General features: G+C 60.2%; 13 protein-coding genes. 2 read left to right on the top strand and 11 right to left on the bottom strand.

Translation table 11 applies throughout. The features are described from left to right. Window positions 1–3: 3 nt before the first annotated feature. The 6 genes from E4P00_RS10245 to E4P00_RS10270 are packed head-to-tail and all read right to left on the bottom strand — an operon-like array spanning window position 4 to window position 7333. On the bottom strand, window positions 4–1401 hold the full coding sequence (locus E4P00_RS10245; RefSeq protein WP_005785239.1) for a sigma-54 dependent transcriptional regulator: 1398 nt from the start codon (window positions 1399–1401) through the stop codon (window positions 4–6). Continuing rightward, window positions 1391–3169: a HAMP domain-containing sensor histidine kinase gene (locus E4P00_RS10250; RefSeq protein ID WP_078820407.1), complete on the bottom strand. Its 1779-nt coding sequence runs from the start codon at window positions 3167–3169 to the stop codon at window positions 1391–1393. Before E4P00_RS10250 ends, E4P00_RS10245 begins: the two co-directional genes overlap by 11 nt. After that, complete coding sequence (locus tag E4P00_RS10255; RefSeq protein WP_248131340.1) at window positions 3169–4293, bottom strand: GNAT family N-acetyltransferase; 1125 nt, start codon at window positions 4291–4293, stop codon at window positions 3169–3171. The genes E4P00_RS10250 and E4P00_RS10255 overlap by 1 nt, the downstream gene beginning before the upstream one ends. 58 nt (window positions 4294–4351) lie before the next feature. Next, window positions 4352–5245 (bottom strand): alpha/beta fold hydrolase, encoded by an 894-nt coding sequence (locus E4P00_RS10260; RefSeq protein WP_005785233.1) that lies wholly within the window; start codon window positions 5243–5245, stop codon window positions 4352–4354. After that, window positions 5242–6636, bottom strand: a complete 1395-nt coding sequence (locus tag E4P00_RS10265) for an aminotransferase class III-fold pyridoxal phosphate-dependent enzyme (RefSeq protein WP_005785231.1) — start codon at window positions 6634–6636, stop codon at window positions 5242–5244. The genes E4P00_RS10260 and E4P00_RS10265 overlap by 4 nt, the downstream gene beginning before the upstream one ends. Continuing rightward, window positions 6629–7333: an MtnX-like HAD-IB family phosphatase gene (locus E4P00_RS10270; protein WP_032877547.1), complete on the bottom strand. Its 705-nt coding sequence runs from the start codon at window positions 7331–7333 to the stop codon at window positions 6629–6631. Before E4P00_RS10270 ends, E4P00_RS10265 begins: the two co-directional genes overlap by 8 nt. Window positions 7334–7559: 226 nt before the next feature. On the opposite strand from E4P00_RS10270, the gene E4P00_RS10275 reads away from it, so the two are divergent. Then, window positions 7560–8330: a MipA/OmpV family protein gene (locus E4P00_RS10275; protein ID WP_005785228.1), complete on the top strand. Its 771-nt coding sequence runs from the start codon at window positions 7560–7562 to the stop codon at window positions 8328–8330. Window positions 8331–8437: 107 nt separating this feature from the next. Here E4P00_RS10275 and E4P00_RS10280 read toward each other — a convergent pair whose 3' ends face one another. From E4P00_RS10280 to E4P00_RS10300, 5 genes are all read right to left on the bottom strand, one after another. Then, the gene (locus tag E4P00_RS10280; protein ID WP_078820405.1) at window positions 8438–8842 is read right to left on the bottom strand and encodes an EamA family transporter; all 405 of its coding nucleotides are present in this window, start codon (window positions 8840–8842) and stop codon (window positions 8438–8440) included. Continuing rightward, on the bottom strand, window positions 8839–9219 hold the full coding sequence (locus E4P00_RS10285) for an EamA family transporter (RefSeq protein WP_032877549.1): 381 nt from the start codon (window positions 9217–9219) through the stop codon (window positions 8839–8841). Before E4P00_RS10285 ends, E4P00_RS10280 begins: the two co-directional genes overlap by 4 nt. Next, window positions 9216–10136, bottom strand: coding sequence for an arginase (locus tag E4P00_RS10290; protein WP_103733406.1), 921 nt, complete (start codon window positions 10134–10136; stop codon window positions 9216–9218). The genes E4P00_RS10285 and E4P00_RS10290 overlap by 4 nt, the downstream gene beginning before the upstream one ends. Window positions 10137–10295: 159 nt before the next feature. Further along, a complete protein-coding gene (locus tag E4P00_RS10295; RefSeq protein ID WP_248131342.1) occupies window positions 10296–10949 on the bottom strand; it encodes a DsbA family oxidoreductase in 654 nt (217 codons plus the stop codon). Window positions 10950–11004: 55 nt separating this feature from the next. After that, window positions 11005–12024, bottom strand: a complete 1020-nt coding sequence (locus E4P00_RS10300; RefSeq protein ID WP_032877553.1) for an alpha/beta hydrolase — start codon at window positions 12022–12024, stop codon at window positions 11005–11007. 281 nt (window positions 12025–12305) lie between these two features. Here E4P00_RS10300 and E4P00_RS10305 point away from each other — a divergent pair, with 281 nt between their 5' ends. Continuing rightward, complete coding sequence (locus tag E4P00_RS10305; RefSeq protein WP_248131344.1) at window positions 12306–17876, top strand: DUF6543 domain-containing protein; 5571 nt, start codon at window positions 12306–12308, stop codon at window positions 17874–17876. Window positions 17877–17940: the final 64 nt, after the last annotated feature.

Here is a 17940-nt window from a genome sequence, read left to right on the forward strand (position 1 = left end):
GCATCAGCGGACTATTTTGTCGACCTGAATGCCCAGTTTCTTCAGTCGATACCAGAAACTGCGCTCGGAAATCCCGATCCGCTGCGCCGCCGCGGCCTGCACCCCGTTGCTCTCCTGCAACGCCGCCAGAATGTAGGCTTTCTCCACCTCGGCCAGCGCCGCATCCAGATCCTGCGGCACGCCCGGGCCGTCGCTGAGGATCGCCGTCACATCGCCCTCGCTCGGTTTTGAAGCAAACAGATACCCTGGCAAATCAATATCCTCGATCACCGGCGACGCTGCCACGATGGTCGCGCGCTCCACGCAGTTTTGCAGCTCGCGAATATTGCCCGGCCAGTGATACGCCGCCATCGCCTGCAATGCCTCGGGGCTGAAGCCGGTAATACGCTTACCGGCGGTGGCGCTCAAGGTCTGGGCGAAATGCCGGGCCAGGGGCGCGATATCTTCCACGCGCTCACGCAGGGCCGGCAATGGAATCGGGAAGACGTTGAGGCGGTAGTAGAGGTCTTCGCGAAACTCTTTGTTCGCCACTGCGTCCAGCAGGTTCTTGTTGGTGGCGGCAATGACCCGCACATCCACCTTGCGCTCGCGTGGGTCGCCCACCGGCTCGATGACCCGCTCTTGCAAGGCGCGCAAAATCTTGGCCTGCAACGCCAGGGGCATGTCCCCCACTTCATCGAGGAACAGCGTGCCCTTGTCGGCCTGCATGAAGCGCCCTACCCGGTCGGCCACGGCGCCGGTGAAGGCGCCTTTGCGATGGCCGAACATCTCGCTTTCCAGCAAACCTTCGGGAATCGCCGCGCAGTTGACAGCCACAAAGGGTTTGTCGGCGCGGCTGCCATGCTTGTGGATGGCGCGGGCGACCATTTCCTTGCCGGTGCCGCTTTCGCCGGTCAGCAGGATGGTTGCGCTGCTGTCACGCACCGAATCCACGGCTTGCAGCACCTTGCGAAACGCCGGGCTGTCGCCCACCAGGCTGTCGAACTGCGCATGTTCATCCAGCTCGGCGCGCATCCGCGCGTTATCGCGCATGATGTCGCGAAATTGCAGGGCCTTGGCCACGGTGATGTCCAGCTCGTCGATATCGAACGGCTTGGCGATGTAGTCATAGGCACCGTTGCGCATCGACTGCACGGCATTTTTTACCGTGCTGTAGGCGGTCATCACAATCACCGGCACCTGTGGATAGCGCACCTTGATCTCGGCCAGCAATGCCGGCCCGTCCATGCCCGGCATACGCCAGTCGCTGATCACCAGGTCGATGTCCTCCTCGCCCAGCACCTTGAGCGCATGCAGGCCGTTGCCCGCGCTGAACACCTGGATACCGTTCTGGCTCAGGGCCTGGGTCAGCAAATCACAGAGCTTGGGCTCGTCGTCCACCACCAATACGTTATGCGTCATGCCCGTCCTCATCCTCGCCGTCGTCTTCACCGTTAGCCGGAATGTACAGGCTGAAGGTGGCGCCGGCATCTTTCTCACTGGCGCATTCGATGCTGCCGTCGTGACTTTCCATGATCGAATAGACTTTGGCCAGGCCCAGTCCGGTGCCCGATGCCTTGGTGGTGACAAACGGCGTGAAGATACGCTCGACCATATCCGCCGGGATACCCTGGCCCGTATCGGCGATGCTGATCACCGTGTTGTCGCCCACGTTGCGGATGCCCAGGGTCAGGCGCCCGCCTTCGGGCATCGCGTCGATGGCGTTGAGTATCAGATTGAGGCAAGCCTGCTTGAGCTGCTTGGCATCGGCATAGATCGTGGCGTCGGGCGCCTGATCGTCAATCTGTGCATCAATATTGTGAGTGCTCAGCTCCGGGCCGCAGAAACCGAGGATTTCTTCCACCAGGGCACGTGCCGGCTGCAGCACGCGTATCGGTGGATTGGGCTTGGCGAAATCGAGGAACTCGGTAATCAGCTCGTTGATGCGGCTGACCTCGCTGATGACGTACTCCAGGTGACGCTTATCGGTTTCCGCGAGGTCGGCCCGCCGATGCAACAATTGGGTGGCGGTCTTGATGATGCCCAGCGGGTTGCGGATTTCATGGGCCAGGCCCATGGCGACTTCACCCAGGGCATGCAGCCGATCACGCCGACGCAGTTGGGCTTCCAGGTGGTGCAGTTCGCCGAGGCGCTCGGTCATGTGGTTGAAGGTGCTGCTCAACTGCGCCAGTTCATCACCACCACTGACCACCACGCGATGCGCGTAACTACCGGAAATCACCGCGTTCACACCTTGGGACAAGTCGCGCAGCGGTTTGGTCAGGCGCTGCGACACCAGCACCCCGGCCGCCAGTGACAGCGCCGAGCTGAGCAGGAAGATCAGCACGAACAGGTTGCTCTGGTTCACCAGCCCTACCAGGCTGGTGTGACGCAACAGGCCGCTGAATATAACGCCTTGCAGTTCGCCGGCATCATTGAAGATCGGCCAGTACAAACCGCTGTACTGGTTAGTGAATTGCTCGCTGGGCTGCTTGGTGCTGCGCAGCGCGGCCTCGACGTTCTTCGGGATGCGCGAAGGGTGATTCTCGAAACGCTGGGTGGAAAATATCTCGGAAAAACCCGCCGGGTTGGCCAGGTACAAACGCAGGTCCAGGGAGTGCACATCGGCCACGCTGGTGAGGAAACTGCTGTCCAGGTAGGTCGCCACCAACAACAGGTAATCAACGCCATCGCGGCTGGTCTCGAAGGTTGACACCACCAGCCCCGTGCTCACCCCCGCGACTTGCACGGTCTGCAGCACGGCATTGCTGGTCAGGTTGATCTGCCTGACGATGTCATCGGCGGCTGTGCTGAACACCACTTTGTGGTCGCTGGTGCGAATCAGCGCGACCACGTCGATATCGGTGGCATCGGCAATGTCGGCGGTCAGCCGGTCATGCTTGGCCGCCTGTTTGGACGACGGTGGGCTGGTATAGCGCAAGAACAGCTTGGCCATGCGCGCGTTGTCATGAAGGATGTCACCGATCTCATCCTTGACGATCTTGGTCGATTCTTGCAGCCAGATACGCACGTTGCTGTCGAAAATCTGCGACAGCGTGGTGGCGGCCAGCTCAGCGGCGATCATGGTCGGAATAACGCTGACCAGCCAGAACGCCAGCACCAGCTTGCGCTGGACGCTCCAACGCGAAATGGCAAAGGGGCGGGCTTTCTGGCGGGTCTTGGTGATCATCAGGTTTCGCTTATCGCAGCAGCCATGGCAGGGTCGGAACGATCCGGTCGAATAAACAGTTTTACAAGCTTGAGCAGGCCGTTGACCAGCCAGTTGCGATGGCGAAAGAACAGGCTGTTGCCCTCGAACTCGCACCCCAGCCGCAGTTTACTGGCATACCCGGCCTGGCCGCACTCGTACACCGGGATATTGTGCTCAATACAATAGTCGACATTGGTCAGCCAACTGCGAAAGTACAGGTTGTACTCACGGCTGAATTCGATGTCGTGGCAAAAGAACTTATCCACCAGCCGCTGCTCATCCAGCAGGATCAGGTTGAACGCCACCAGGCGTTCGTCCACCCAGTAAAGAACACAGACCGCCCGTTCGTGAAGGTGTTCAAGCACGCCGGTGAAGTAAGCGGCAGGCAGGCGCTCGAACTGTAGATCTGCGCGCGCAAGCGTGGCCTCGTACAGGCGCATGATCTGGGGCAGCACATCATCGACGTTGTGCCGCCACTCGATGCGCGGCCCGGGTGCCCGTAGCTTGCGACGCAGGTCCTTGCGCGTGGATTTGCCCAGCGAGCCCAGGTACGCATCCACCGACCCATAGGGCAACGGCAACACCCCGGTCGGCAAGCTCGGCATGGTCTGAAAGCCGGCCGCACGACAACTGTCGGCCCAATGCGGGTCGTTGGTCGGCGCGTCCTTGACCGCCACCAACCCAATACCGAAGTGGTCGGCATCCCGACGCGCAGCCGCCAGTAACTGGCGCAACAACAACGCGCGGCGGGCCTCGGGCACATGGCTGGCGACCCCCGCATCACAACGCTCAGCCACCGGCGAACCAATGGCGTACAGCGCCAATTGCAAAGCCTGCGGCCACAGGCGAGCCAGGCGTTCGGTCACGCGCTTGCCCGCCCCCGACACCGTGGTGTCGAGGCGATAATGGGTAATGAACGCAACAGCCACAGCCACTAACGTTTCATCTTCGTAGACCGCCAGGTAACGCCACTGAAAATCATCGATAGCGGCGTTTTCTACAGCCAGGTAATAGTCCCAATCCTCCAGGGCACCGGGAAAACAATCATTCCAGGCATCGCGCTGGATCGCCCGGATGGTCGGGAAGGCTTGGGTGGTTATCACAGATTGCCCTTATTTCTATGGCGAACGCCGATCAAATGTGAGAGCTGGCCTCGGTGCGTCAGGCAGACCGCAGTGATGCCATGGCCGGCAAGCCAGCTCCCACCTTGACCGGCGTTGACCTGAAGGCTGTGTGCTGCTCGACAAACTCGGCACTCAGCTCGATTACCCGTCGGTATTGCAGGTCGACGGTGATCATGTGGTAGCAGTTATCCAGCAAAATCTTGGTCACCGGGCCGCCGAGGTGGCGTTCCACGTAGTCGGCGTTCCAGCGGCTGGTGATGTCGTCTTCGATCGAATGCAGCACCAGCGCCGGCACCTTGATGTCGGGCATGCGCTTTTTGACCACCGCGTTCATGCGGTGCAATTCGCGCACGGTAATGCCTTCCATGGTCAGCAAACCGGCCTCGCTGCTTTCGCCTTCCTTCATCTGTCGCTCGACGATGGCCCGCAGGCGCTCATTCTTGATGCCGTAGGGCGGCTTTTCTTCGAAGCTGCAAACGTGCACGCCGAATGGAATCTTCATCAGCAACGGCGTGAGGAACGCCAGCTTGTTGATGCTCCAGCCGTCGTACTTCAGGGTGGTGGAGTACATCAGCAGCCCGGCGACCTGGCCTGGGTGTTCGGCGGCCACATACATGGACATCACCGCGCCCATGGACAAGCCGCCGACAAACACCTGCCCGTGGCGTTGCTTGACCTGCAGGAAGGTCTTGCGCACGCCTTCGTACCAGTCACGCCAGCCGGTAGCCTGCAAGTCGCTGTTATCGCCGCAGTGCCCGGCCAACGTGGGCACATACACCGTGCAATTGCCTGTCTTGGCCAGGCCCTTGGCGACCTGGCGCAACTCGGTCGGTGTGCCGGTCAGGCCGTGGATCAACAGGATCCCGACCGGACCTTCACCGAGAACGAAGCCGGCGGTACCTTCACCGAGGTCGATCCCTTGCGCATTCACCGATTGGTCGCTCGCACCAGCAGTTGCTCAAGCAGCTTGAGACCCAATTCGATTTCCGGGTAGCTGATTTCCAGGGACGGTGCCAGGGTGATCACGTTCTTGTAGTAACCGCCCACGTCGAGGATCAGACCCAGCTTCTGGCCGTCCACCACCATGTCGCCTTTCATGCCTTCCTCGACCATGTAGTCCAGGGTCGCCTTGTCTGGGGTGAAGCCGTCCGGGCCGCAGATTTCGCAGCGCAGCGCCAGGCCCAGGCCGTCGACATCGCCGATGATCGGGAAGCGTTTTTGCAGGTCCTGCAAGCCTTCCAGGAAGAACTTGCCCTTGGCCATGACCATCGCGCCGTAATCGACTTCGTTGGTCATCTTGAACATTTCCAGGCCGACGGCGGTGCCCAACGGGTTGGAGGCGAAGGTGGAGTGAGTCGAACCTGGCGGGAACACCTTCGGGTTGATCAACTCTTCACGGGCCCAGATACCGCCCAATGGGTTGAGGCCATTGGTCAGGGCCTTGCCGAACACGATCACGTCCGGCTGCACATCGAAGTGCTCGATCGACCAGAGCTTGCCGGTGCGGTAGAAACCCATCTGGATTTCGTCGGACACCATCAGGATGCCGTGCTGGTCCAGGACGTGCTTGAGCTCGCGGTAGAAGTTCATCGGTGGGATCACGTAGCCGCCGGTGCCCTGGATCGGCTCGACATAGAAAGCTGCGTATTCGCACTGGTTGGTTTTGGGGTCCCAGACGCCGTTGTATTCGGTCTCGAACAAACGGGCGAACTGCTGCACGCAATGGCTGCCATATTCTTCCTTGGTCATGCCCTTCGGGCCACGGAAGTGGTAAGGGAATGGGATGAAGTTGGCGCGTTCACCAAAGTGGCCGTAGCGACGACGATAGCGGAAGCTGGAGGTGATCGACGAGGCGCCGAGGGTGCGGCCGTGGTAGCCGCCTTCAAAGGCGAACATCAGGCTTTTGCCGTTGCTGGCGTTGCGTACCACCTTCAACGAGTCTTCGATGGACTGCGAACCGCCGACGTTGAAGTGCACGCGGCCGTCGAGACCGAACTTCTTCTTGGCATCGACCGCGATCATTTCCGAGAGCTCGATCTTGCCTTTGTGCAGGTACTGGCTGGCAATTTGCGGCAGGGTGTCGATCTGTTGTTTCAGCGCATTGTTCAGACGCGGGTTGGCGTAGCCGAAGTTGACCGCCGAGTACCACATTTGCAGGTCGAGGTAAGCCTGGTCTTCGGTGTCCCACACGTAGGAGCCTTCGCAACGGCTGAAAATACGCGGAGGCTCGATGTAGTGAACGGTGTCGCCGTAGGAGCAATACTTGGCTTCTTTATCCAGAAGGATCTGGTCTTCGGCGGTAGCGATACGGATATCAGACATGATGGAAGAGTTCCTGAGTGTCAGAAGAGGTGTTGAAGGTGGTGGCGTTGGCGGCGATGCCTTGGGGCAGCTTGGCCAGCAGTGCGGTCACTTGCGCAAAGGTGTCGAAGCGCGCGTGAGGAATCTGGTTGGCGACGCAGTACTCGGCGAGGCTGCCCTTGGCGAACACGAAGTCGGCGGTGGAAGCCACGCACATGTCGGACTTGCCGTCACCGATCACCAGTACGCGCTTGTTGCGCGGGGTGGATTTGCACTTGCAGTTGCCGGAAGCGGCGCGGCAAGCATCGCTGGCGTAGGGGAAGTCGATACGCCAGCTGTTCTGGTCGACCTGGCGCAGGCGGTTGGCGAGGATCGGCAACAAGGTCACGTAATTGCGCGACAGGATGCGCGCGATGCCCTGCTCGATGCCGTCGCTGACCACCTCGATAGAGGCGCCCAGGTCCATGACGTGATCAACGAAATCCGGGAAGTCCGGGTCGATCTCGACGCTGTCGAAATACGCCAGCAGTTCGCTTGGGGTGGCCTTGATCAGCGCCAGTTGGCGGCTCAGGCATTCGCGTGAACCGATATGCCCGTCCAGCCATTGCTGTTCAATGGTTTCCCACTCGGGGCCGGCGAAGCGTTGGAGGACGTTGTCGATGACATCCGTGGGGGTAATGGTCCCATCGAAGTCACACACGATATGCCAGTGGATCATCTACCTGTACCTGAGAGAGCGCGCTGTATGCGCTTGCAACAGGGATAGAGCAGGGAGTGTGCCAACTAGTCAAAACCCAGTGGGGCTGGGGGTTTGCCGGCAGATTCGCAGTGATAGGCGTGCTGCAAGCTACAATTTTTGTAGCTTGCTACAAACAACATGAGTGCTTGCGCAGGCGCGAGGGTTTGCGCGTTCATGCGCGCCTGTCACCTCAGGAACGTACACCATGACCAACATCACTTCTGCCGTATTCGCAGGTTTGCTCGGCCTATGGGGCTGCTCCAGTGCCGCCTGGGCAGACGGCATCAGCGGCGACGTGGGCGCGGGCCTGAGCTATCAGCCCCATGACCCCACCGGCAGCCGCTACGAAACCCGGCCCGTGCCCTACCTGGACCTGGATTGGGGCGACGTCAGCCTGAGCACCGACGACGGCTTGACCTGGAGCGCGCTGAACACCCACGGCATCACCGCCGGCCCCTATATCAATTACCTGGCAGGGCGTACCTCCAACGGTGAGTTGCAGGGCTTGCGCAATGTGTCGGACATGGCTGAGGTCGGCGGTTTCATCCAGTACGCCCCGGCCAACTTCTGGCGGGTCTACGCGCAACTGGGCCAGGCCGTGGGCGGCGGGCATTCCCAGAGCGGCACCCTGGGTAAGATCGGCGGCGAACTGGGCTACCCGTTGGGCGGCGGGATTATCGGCAGCAGTGGGCTGGTGGCGCATTTTGCCGATGCACGCCAGGCCAATACCTTCTTTGGCGTAGACAACAACGAAGCCGCCGCCACCGGCTTTCGGCCCTACAACGCCAGCGGCGGCTTCCAGAACGTGACGTTGAGCCAAAGCTTCGCCTTTCCCCTGGCGCCCCACTGGTCGCTGCTGACCAGCGCAAGCTGGGTGCATCTGGTTGGCTCGGCGGCCCGAAGCAGCATCGTCAAGCAGGCCGGCGAGGTGAATCAGGGGCAGGTGCAGACGGCGATCAGCTACACCTTCGATTAGAACCCGATGCAGTTCTGCCTTAGGTAAGCACATCCAAATGTGGGAGGGGCAAGTCGCATCGTCGCACCGCCCCTCCCACATTTTGCCTGTGATTCGCAGCACAGTTTTCAGTGCTCTTCGCCCTCAGCCAAAAGCGCGATACCACCGATAATCACCCCCACCCCCACCCAATGCAACAGGCTGATGTGCTCACCCAACCCCAACCACGACCCCAGCAGCACCGCCACAAACACCAGTGAACTCAGGGGAAACGCCAGCGACAAACTGCTGCGCCGCAAGATCAGCATCCACACAAAAAACGCCCCCAGGTAACTGGCAATCGCCGCCAGGATCCCCGGGTTACGCGCCACGTCGGCCAGCCACTGCCAAGTGAAATCCATCTGCCCCAATTGATCACCGGCCACCTTGGTAAACAATTGCCCGGCGCTTTCGGTGGCAATCAGCAGCGCCCACAGCACCAGGGTGCCCAGGCGCCCATGTAACCAACCGCTATCGACTGTCTGCGTCGTCATGCCTGGCTCCCCGCAATCGCGACCAACATCACACCCAAGGTAATCACCAGCGTACCCAGCCAACGCCTTGGGCTGACCCTTTCCTTGAGCACCACCCTGCCCGCCAGAACCACCAGGCAATAGGCCAAAGCCGCCAACGGAAACAGCAGACTCAATGGCGCACGGGACAGGGCTTCGAGCCAGACGAAAAACTCGATGACATAGGCGCCCACACCGGCCCAGAGCAACGGTGCATTGAACACCTGGCCCCAGAATGCGCGCAGGCTGAACCCGCCATCGAGTTGCGGTAAGCGGTCCACGCCCAGTTTGAAACACAGCTGGCCAATCACATCGAGAACAATGGAAAACGCCAGCAGCAACACCACGGTCAGGGTCACGGGAACAGCTCCTCAAACAGGTTGATCAAGGCCTCATTGGTCGCGGCATTGCGCTGCAAATCTTGCACGCTCCAGCGCTGCGGCGGCGGCTGGTCGGACTTGGCTTCCCAGCGCTTGAACGCGTTGCTGAACACCGGCGTGGCGAACTCACCGCACACGTCGATGCCAATGATGCGTTTGTGCGCCGCCAACGCCCGCAGGGCCTGGAGCAGATGGGTCAGGCGCATACCGCCCTGATCCCAATTGGTGGCGGCGTCTTCGCTGGCCAGCACATCCTTGTCGATGGTGATCCAGATCGCTTCGGTGGGCAGGCTGGCGATCATCTGGTCGAGGAATTTCGCCCAATCGAGCTCTGCCAGGTTGCGCCAGTGCAGGTGGTTTTCCTGCTGCTGGTGACCCGCTCCATCACCGACCCGACCCCAGACCTTCGACGGCGGGTGCTGCCAGGGAAACAGCTGCAATTGCCCGCGCTTGAGCGCGCCAAGGTTGCCGCCACGCAGTTGTGGGTTATGCAGGTCATCGCTGCACGGGCCGAGGGTGACGATGCGCTTGATCGCCGGCATCTTCAGTGCGCGGTTGACCCAAGAACCACAGTGGCGCTTGGGCGCAAAGCGTACCCAGTCGGGGTGGTTGTCGAAGTGGATCAGGCTGACGGGCTCTTTCAAATCAGCCAAAAAGGCCGGCGTAAGGTGGTGATAGTCACCGGAGCCGACAAACAGGATTTCCGGGCGCGCATCCCTGGGCCGAGGCCGTTGGGCCAGGCGTTCGGTGAATCGTTTCCAGGTTTTTTCTGTGGACCACAGGCGCAGTTTCGGCCCCAGATCGAGCAGGTCCAGACGCGTGGCCCGGCCGTTGGCCAACCGTCGGGCAATGGGTGCCTGGCCGGTAAGGCTGTGGTCGAGGTCAAGTATGTTCAAGGTAGTGTTTCACCCCTAATGGCAGCGCCCAACCGCAGGCCGGCCGGGCTTTAGGGGGGTAATGCAAGGGATGGGCCAGCGTTTGGATGAGCGCCGTTTTTGAAAACAATGAGTATCAAGTGTGGGAGCTGGCAAGCCAGCTCCCACATTAGAGCGGCGTCAGGATCGCGCTTCGGCAATGATCTGGCGAATCGCGCCCACAAAGGCTTCAGCCGGCTGGCCGCCGCTGACAGCGTACTGGTCGTTGAACACAATGGTCGGCACCGAGTTCACTCCGCGGGTGATCCACAGTTTTTCCTGCTCGCGCACTTCGGCGGCATATTCATCAGAGGCGAGAATTTCGGCGGCGCGCTTCAAATCCAGGCCGACGCTTTCGGCAATGATCGCCAGGGTCGCGTGGTCGGACGGGTCCTGGCCATCGCTGAAGTACGCCTTGAAGAGTGCTTCCTTGAGGTTGTACTGCAAGCCTTCCAACCCGGCCCAATGCAACAGGCGATGCGCATCGAAGGTGTTGTAGATGCGGCTCTGGCCGTCGGTGCGAAAAGCGAAGCCCAACGCTGCGCCCATGTCGCGGATGCGCGCACGGTTGGCATGGGATTCTTCGGCGGTGGAGCCGTATTTTTCAGTGATGTGCTCGACGATGTTCTGACCTTCGGCGGGCATGTTCGGGTTCAGCTCGAACGGCTGGAAATGAATCTCGGCCTGCACCTCGGCACCAAGCTGGTCGAGGGCTTCGGTCAGGCCGCGCAGGCCGATGATGCACCAGGGGCAGGACACGTCGCTGACGAAATCGATTTTCAGGGGAGTACTCATGGTAGGCAACCTCGCTGGCTTGAATGCGCCGCAAAGGTTGCACGATACACCAACTTCACAACACCTTCGAAGGCTCGCCCAAGTCGATCTGCGCCCAGTGCGCGGTATCTTCACGATGAGACTGCAGGTAGGGCAACACAGCCGCCAGCAACGGCGCCTTGAACGCTTCCTGGAAACGGTGGGCCAGGCCGGGTATCAGTTTCAACTGGCTACCCTGGATATGCGCGGCCAGGTGCACGCCGTGCATCACCGGCAACAACGGATCGGCCGTGCCGTGCACCACCAGGGTCGGCACGCGCAGTTGGTTGAGCAACGGCACGCGGCTGGGCTCGGCGAGGATCGCCATGATCTGGCGCTTGACGCCCTCGGGGTTGAACGCACGGTCGTAGGACAGCGCCGCCTGATGCAGCAACGCCTGACGATCATCCTTCACATTCGGGCTGCCCAGCGCCGCAAGCAAATCGGCTTGCTGCTCCAGGGCCACCTCACGATTGGGCGCGCTGCGCCGTGACAATAATTGCACCAGCGCCGCGTTCGGGGCGGGCAGGCCCTCGGCGCCGGAGCTGGTCATGATCAACGTGAGGCTTTCCACCCGCTGCGGCGCCATTGCCGCCAGGTGCTGGGCGATCATGCCGCCCATGCTTGCGCCAAGGACATGGAATTGCTGCACCTGCAACGCATCCATCAAGCCCAGCGCGTCGTCGGCCATGTCGGTCAATGTATACGGCGCAGCCACCGGCAAACCGAGCTTGTAGCGCAGCACCTCGAAGGTCAGGTTGGCACTGGCCGGCGCTTGCCGCCAGGTGGACAGGCCGACGTCACGGTTGTCGTAACGGATCACCCGAAACCCTTGCTCGCACAGGGCGACCACCACTTCATCCGGCCAATGGATCAACTGCCCACCCAGGCCCATCACCAGCAGCAAGGCAGGGTCCGACGCCCGCCCGATACTTTGGTAGGCGATGCTCACCTGTTCCAGGTCGACGGTTTGGGTCGGGACATTGACATCACATCGAGAAGCCGCAAAGGACGGCAGGCCGAATAGCAGAGCGGCCAGTAAAAGCAACACACGCATGAAAAACACCGAAACGCAGAACCCCAGTAGAGCGCGAGTCTGATGAAGTTTTTTCAAGCGCGCTGCCACAGTTGCGTGACAATTTGATGAATGACGCCGAGCGGTCATCGGCCTCTAACTATGTAGGCCACAACCTTCCTCTTGCTCAACGTTAATGAGGCTCTCTTTTTTCGTGAGCACCGTCCCCTTTGGGTCGCCAGCGAATAAAGCTTGTTCACTTCAGCACAGTCCGCAACGTAGCGGCCTGTGCGCTCCAACGCCCTACTTCAAGGATTGAAACCATGACCCACACTACAGGCCCCACCGATTTCGGCGTCTGGTCTCCACTGCCGCTACCGAGCATTGACGAAGACCTGTTGGTCGACGCCACCCAACGCTGGCAAGACTGCCGCCGCGATATGCTCACGCTGATGGCCGGCATTCCGACGGTTCGCAGTTCGATCAACCGCCTGCTCCAAACCGATCTGCAACTGGACGGCGAGCGCGTGATGCTGCAATTCCCCGCTACCGAACAACGCGGCCGCAGCCTGATCAGCCTGACCGATGCCTGCCTCTACCTGCAACAACACCCAAACCTGGACACGACGCAAATACCGGAATGCAACCTGCTTTACCTGCCGGCGCAACCGCCCCTGGCGCAACACACCGTTGCCCAACTGCTCGATGAGCTTAAAACCCTGGATCTGGAGCAAGCGATCGAGGACAACTGGTTGCGCTATTGGCGCACGGAGCGGGCCCCCAATACGCCTCTGACCTGCCTCAACCGGGCGATCGAACTCTACCGGATCCACTTCGAAGCCAGTGGTGAACACTTGCTGGCCGAAAAAAAGATCCATCCCGAAGTGCTCACACCGTTGTTCTCGCTGATCAACCCGGTAGCGCCCACGGCCGACGCGCCAAAATTCTGCGTCGAGCAGCTGTTGCTCAAGCGCACCGGGGCCAATGCCATCGCGCTGCCCGGCGCCTGGGTCCTGACCCTGGATACAGAACAACCGGTCAGCCAACTGGTGTACCTGCCGACACAGGCGCCTGCCTGGCATACCTTTAGCCGGCGCCTGGACCTGGAGCGTTGGTTGCTCGACCGGCAAACCACATTGTTCGCAGCCAGCAATATCGATCCCCTGGCCAGTATCGAGTACAAGATCAACAACAACCCGCTGGAAGCCGGCCTCAACCTTTGGCTCAAGCAGTTGGCCAACCAGCAGTACCAGGACGCGATCAAGCCGTTGGCCCACGTCAAGATCCACAATGCCTACCAGGCCAGCCAGCATATTGACCAACGCGATGTTCAGCGCCGGGCCCAGGCACTCTTTGCGCAAGCGCCCGACCAACCGGGGACGACCGTCGATGCACAGGTCGACAGTAACCTGCCACAGTTCGGCCTGCTGCATAACGGCATGCACGCCAGCCAACGCAAGGTCCTGATAAGACAGCACCGCCGCGCCCTGGAAAAACTGTTCGGCAGCAACACGCCGACGAGCCCAGCCTGGCAATCGTTCAAACAGCAACTGGACAACCTGAAAGTGCAGCAACGCGCCGCTGAAGACGCGGCACGCGCCATGCTGAACCGTAGACACTTGGATTTCGCCGCACTCAACACCCACTACTCCGCGCTCTACCAGGCGCGCCTGCAGGGGCTGCGGATCGAGGCGAACATTCAGCGGGCCCTGGACCAGATCACCGAAGCCGAACTGCTACAGATCACCAGTGCCCTGGATACGCTTGAGCCTGACGTCATGACGTTGGTGTTGTCGGTCAAGCGGCCCGGCGATCTCCAGCCGACACACACCGAACTCAACGGGCCGCTGGTCTTGCTTCCCCCCCAGGACCCGCAAACCCCAACCACCGGCAGCGGCACGCATTTCGTCTACTGGCCCGGTAACGACGGCGGCTTGCAACGCTTCGCCTCCCGACAGGCGCTGGAAGAAGCTTTGTTCGCCATCCATCCCCAAGATGAGGTACTGGCCCTGCAGTTCAAGCCATTGGCCCAAGATCCCTTCGAGTACAGCCTGAGCAGTCAACAAACCGCCTTCGAAGAAAAAGCCGCGAGACTGCGCCAAACCTGGTCCGCCCCGGAAGACGCCGCAACGCTAGCCGGTGAGTTGGAAAGACTGCGTGCACAAACGCTGCCGAGCTTGCTGATCCCGGATAACGCGGCACGCGAAGCCGCGTACCTGCAACTCATCGAGCAATACAATGCCCAGGTGCTGGCCAACGACATGCAACCGTGGATGCGCCTACCGTCCACAGAAAAACACGAAACCCTAAAGAAACTGCTGAGCGCCTATATCCCCGCGCTGACCCGTTCACAGGCCTTGTTTGGACGCTCGCTGCCAGCACGTGACGTGTTTGTCAGCCAACAGCTGGATGCACGCTTGCGCAAGGATTTCGGCATTAAAAAAGGTTTTACCCTGGAGCTGGAGCTGCCCGACTCGGTGGCGCAAAAGCGCGATATCGTTGCCGGTGCCGCGCCGGGCTCGCCAATCAAAATGATCGATGTCCCCAGCGCTAAACGCAGCAAGATGACCCTGGACACCCTGGCCTTACTCAACATCGGCGCTGATATAAGTCTGCGCCTGGGGTTCGTGAGCGTCGAAGTGACGGCCGATGATCCCCTCGAAGGCAACACCCTGAAGGCGGGTGTCACCAGCCACTATCTGGCGGCCATGGTCAAGGACCTCAATCTGGCGCAACGCTATGAAACGCGGATTATCAGGGCCTTCGATGGTTCACCGGAGGAGTCTACATTCCAAAAACAGTACCGCCGCGAATGCCTGGTCGAACCCCTGCGTCTGATGCTCAAGGCCCAAGGCCTGCTGGCGGTCATGCAAAACCATATCAACAGCGACGAACTGAGTACCCTCAATACAGCGATCGATGCCGATACCCAGAGCGCCTGGGATGTCGATGGCAAGCGCATCCGCCTGTTGCCGGCCCACCTGAGCATAGGCGGCAAGGACACAAACCAGGAAAGCCCGATCACACTATCGGGTATCACATTCATTGAGGAACAGAACAGCGGGAGCATCGTGCTCTACCTACCCGACGCCCCCGACCAACGCTACCTGCGCGGTTATGCCAGCCTTGAAAAGGCGCGCCTTGCTCTGTTTGAACTGTGCCGGCTCGACAGCATGTTGGAGTATGTCGCGGGCCGTGCAATCAAGGGGGACGTACGGGCACACATCAGCCGCATCGGCCAGGCCATCGACAAAGACCAAAACGCGATGATCCAGTCAGGCTTTGCTTGGCCGGCCACCACTTCGCTGGCTGTCCATCAGTTGAATGCCCATAGGGGCCGCCTGCTCGAAGCCCATCGTAATGACTCGCGCTCCAACGATGATCTGGCCAATGAGAGGTACCATCTTCAAAGCGCCAGGGTGTTCAACGGCATCAAAATTGCCCTCAGTATTGTCCCGGTGGTTGGCACCGCCGTCTCCCTGGTAGACGCTGGCATCAGCCTATATCAGGCGGTTGCTGCGTTCCGGCGCGGTGATATCGGCGATGGCATCGACCTGCTGGCCTCGGTGTTCGAAAGCCTGTTGTATGCGGCCATGGATGCCCTGGCCATGGCCGCGGTGCCCAGCGCACGCGCCAGCACCGCCCGCCAACTGAGCGCAGCACGCCAAGGCAAACAGGCACCAAGCCCAAGCTTCTGGCGATCCTTGAAACGCCGCCAGGGCACCACCACTCGCCAGCGCTTCGCTGGCTTCGAACACCCCGACCCCCTTGCAAGCGGCAGCCTGCAACCGGTGTTGACCGGGCCCTATCGCCACACCTTGCGCCATAACGTGTCCGGCGATTACTTCATCTTCAGTGAAGGGCGTTATTACAGAGTCAGGTACGACGCCGGCACCGGAGAAATGCGCCTGATTGCCAGAAACAGGTACGACAGTGTGGTCGTTGAACTGGACCCTGCCCTGCAATGGGACACTTACGGAGCGCTGCATGGTGGTCGCAACACCGTTTATGGCGGTGGCAGCCGGCGCAGAGGGCGTGGGGAAGCCCAGCCGGGCAGCGTTCCACCGGCGGTCAATCGGCAACTCCCGGCACCCGCGCTGGAGGTCAATACGCAGCGCGCTACGCTCGGTAACGATGTGACAACCCAATACAACAACCTTAAGACCCAAGTCGATGCCAGCACCGCAAAGTTAAGAAAATACGCAAGCGACTATCCAACCCCCTCAACCACGTCCACTCAAAGAACAACAGACAGCAAAGCCCTGGATGTCGACCTGGCCAGGGACATCGAAAGCGCCAAGAAGATGTATACGTCGCTCGAACTGGCCCAGCAACAGCAAGTCCGCCTACCCGACTTCAACTATGCAGCAGAACTGAGTAAAACAGCCCACATTGTGTCGGACCGACTCAATCACCTGATTCACCATGCCAGCAACCGTTCCGTGGCGTCACTTGACCGATCCATCGCGATCACCCAGCAACTGGATAACCTGTCTCCAGCCTCCCCCATCACTCAAACACTGCTCAATGAAGTGAGGCAATGCCGCCTGAACATACTTGATGATCTTAACGTGATAGAGCGCTCGATGAAGGACATGGGCACCTGGAGCAAACGCATTACCGCCAGAACGGCGCGCACTGAGGTCGCGGCCAACCTGGCTCATTGGAAGCAGAAATTTACCGACCTGCGCATTACCAGTATGCGCAGCGGCCAACTGTTGCACCCCATCACCCGCCGACAGCAAACCGTGGGCATTGACTGGATCTACCAGGAAACTGCGGTGAATCAGGCCAGGCACAACGTCAGCCGCGCTCTAACCGCGCACATGACCCTACCCGAAGCCAATATCAGCCGGGTCGAACGCAATCGAATATTGCAGAACTGCATCAAGGTCTATGAAGAATTCTCACGTGATCTGAGTGCCTGGAACGAGAGGTCACCAGATCATTTCGATCCGAACTTTTTCCAACTCATGCAAAAAGACCTTGACCGCTTGATTCGAAAAGCCGAACGGGCCATCAAGAAACCCGCCTCCGAGCCCAATCCAAACGCTACTCGGAAGGCCTTTGAAACCGAGGACGGGCAACTATTGATAGGCACCGAAAAACCCGCCGGGCAACAATCACCGCGACAATTCATCATCAGCGACGCCGACGGCAATCCCACTGAGGTATGGGATAGGGTTGGCGACAGCAACACCTACCGTTTGAACCCGACCCAGAGCCAACCTGCCGCCGCCCCGCCTGCGCTGCCCACCGACCGCCGCGCCACGCTTGCGGATGCCCGTACCCGCCTGGACGCAGTGGATGCTTTTGAAAAGCAGGTGCGAGGGTACAAAACCATGGAGCCGATCAACCTCGAACACAGGCTGGTCACCGAAGCCAAACAACTCAGGATTCGCGCCAACAACGTGCAAAGCCTGGACGCGGGCAACCCGATTGTCGATCAATTACGCACTCGTGCAACTGCGCTTGAACAGGCAGGCGAAGCCTTACGGATCCAACGCAGCCTGGAAAGCCCAACGCCGACTGAAGGCTACCTGGACTATCTGGCCGGTAAAGGCCGAGTGGTGATTCGAAAAATCGGCGCGCGTAAAAAGCTCAGGGACAAACGCCCTGACGGCAAAGACGACTACCTGCAGGAATACGAGATCTACGACTCGAACCGGCAGGCTAAGGCTGACCAACCGATCTGGTACGCGCACTTTCACTATGACGCGCTGCAGTCCTCGTTCGACAGTTTCCCCAAGGCGCATTTAAAGCGCTTTGAACAACGCTACCTGGGAATGAAATGGCAAGCCGCAGCAGAGGGACTGGCATTTGCAGACACTAAAATCTGGCGTGGGTCTATCGAAAAGCCCTTCGCCAGAATGCACTTCCAGGCGCTGAAGTAAGCCCAATAGGTGGGCGGCCAACATGAAGAGCTTTCAATGAATTATTATTGTGCGCAAATACTAT

Source organism: Pseudomonas sp. B329 (assembly GCF_023127835.1).
GTDB lineage: Bacteria > Pseudomonadota > Gammaproteobacteria > Pseudomonadales > Pseudomonadaceae > Aquipseudomonas > Aquipseudomonas synxantha_A.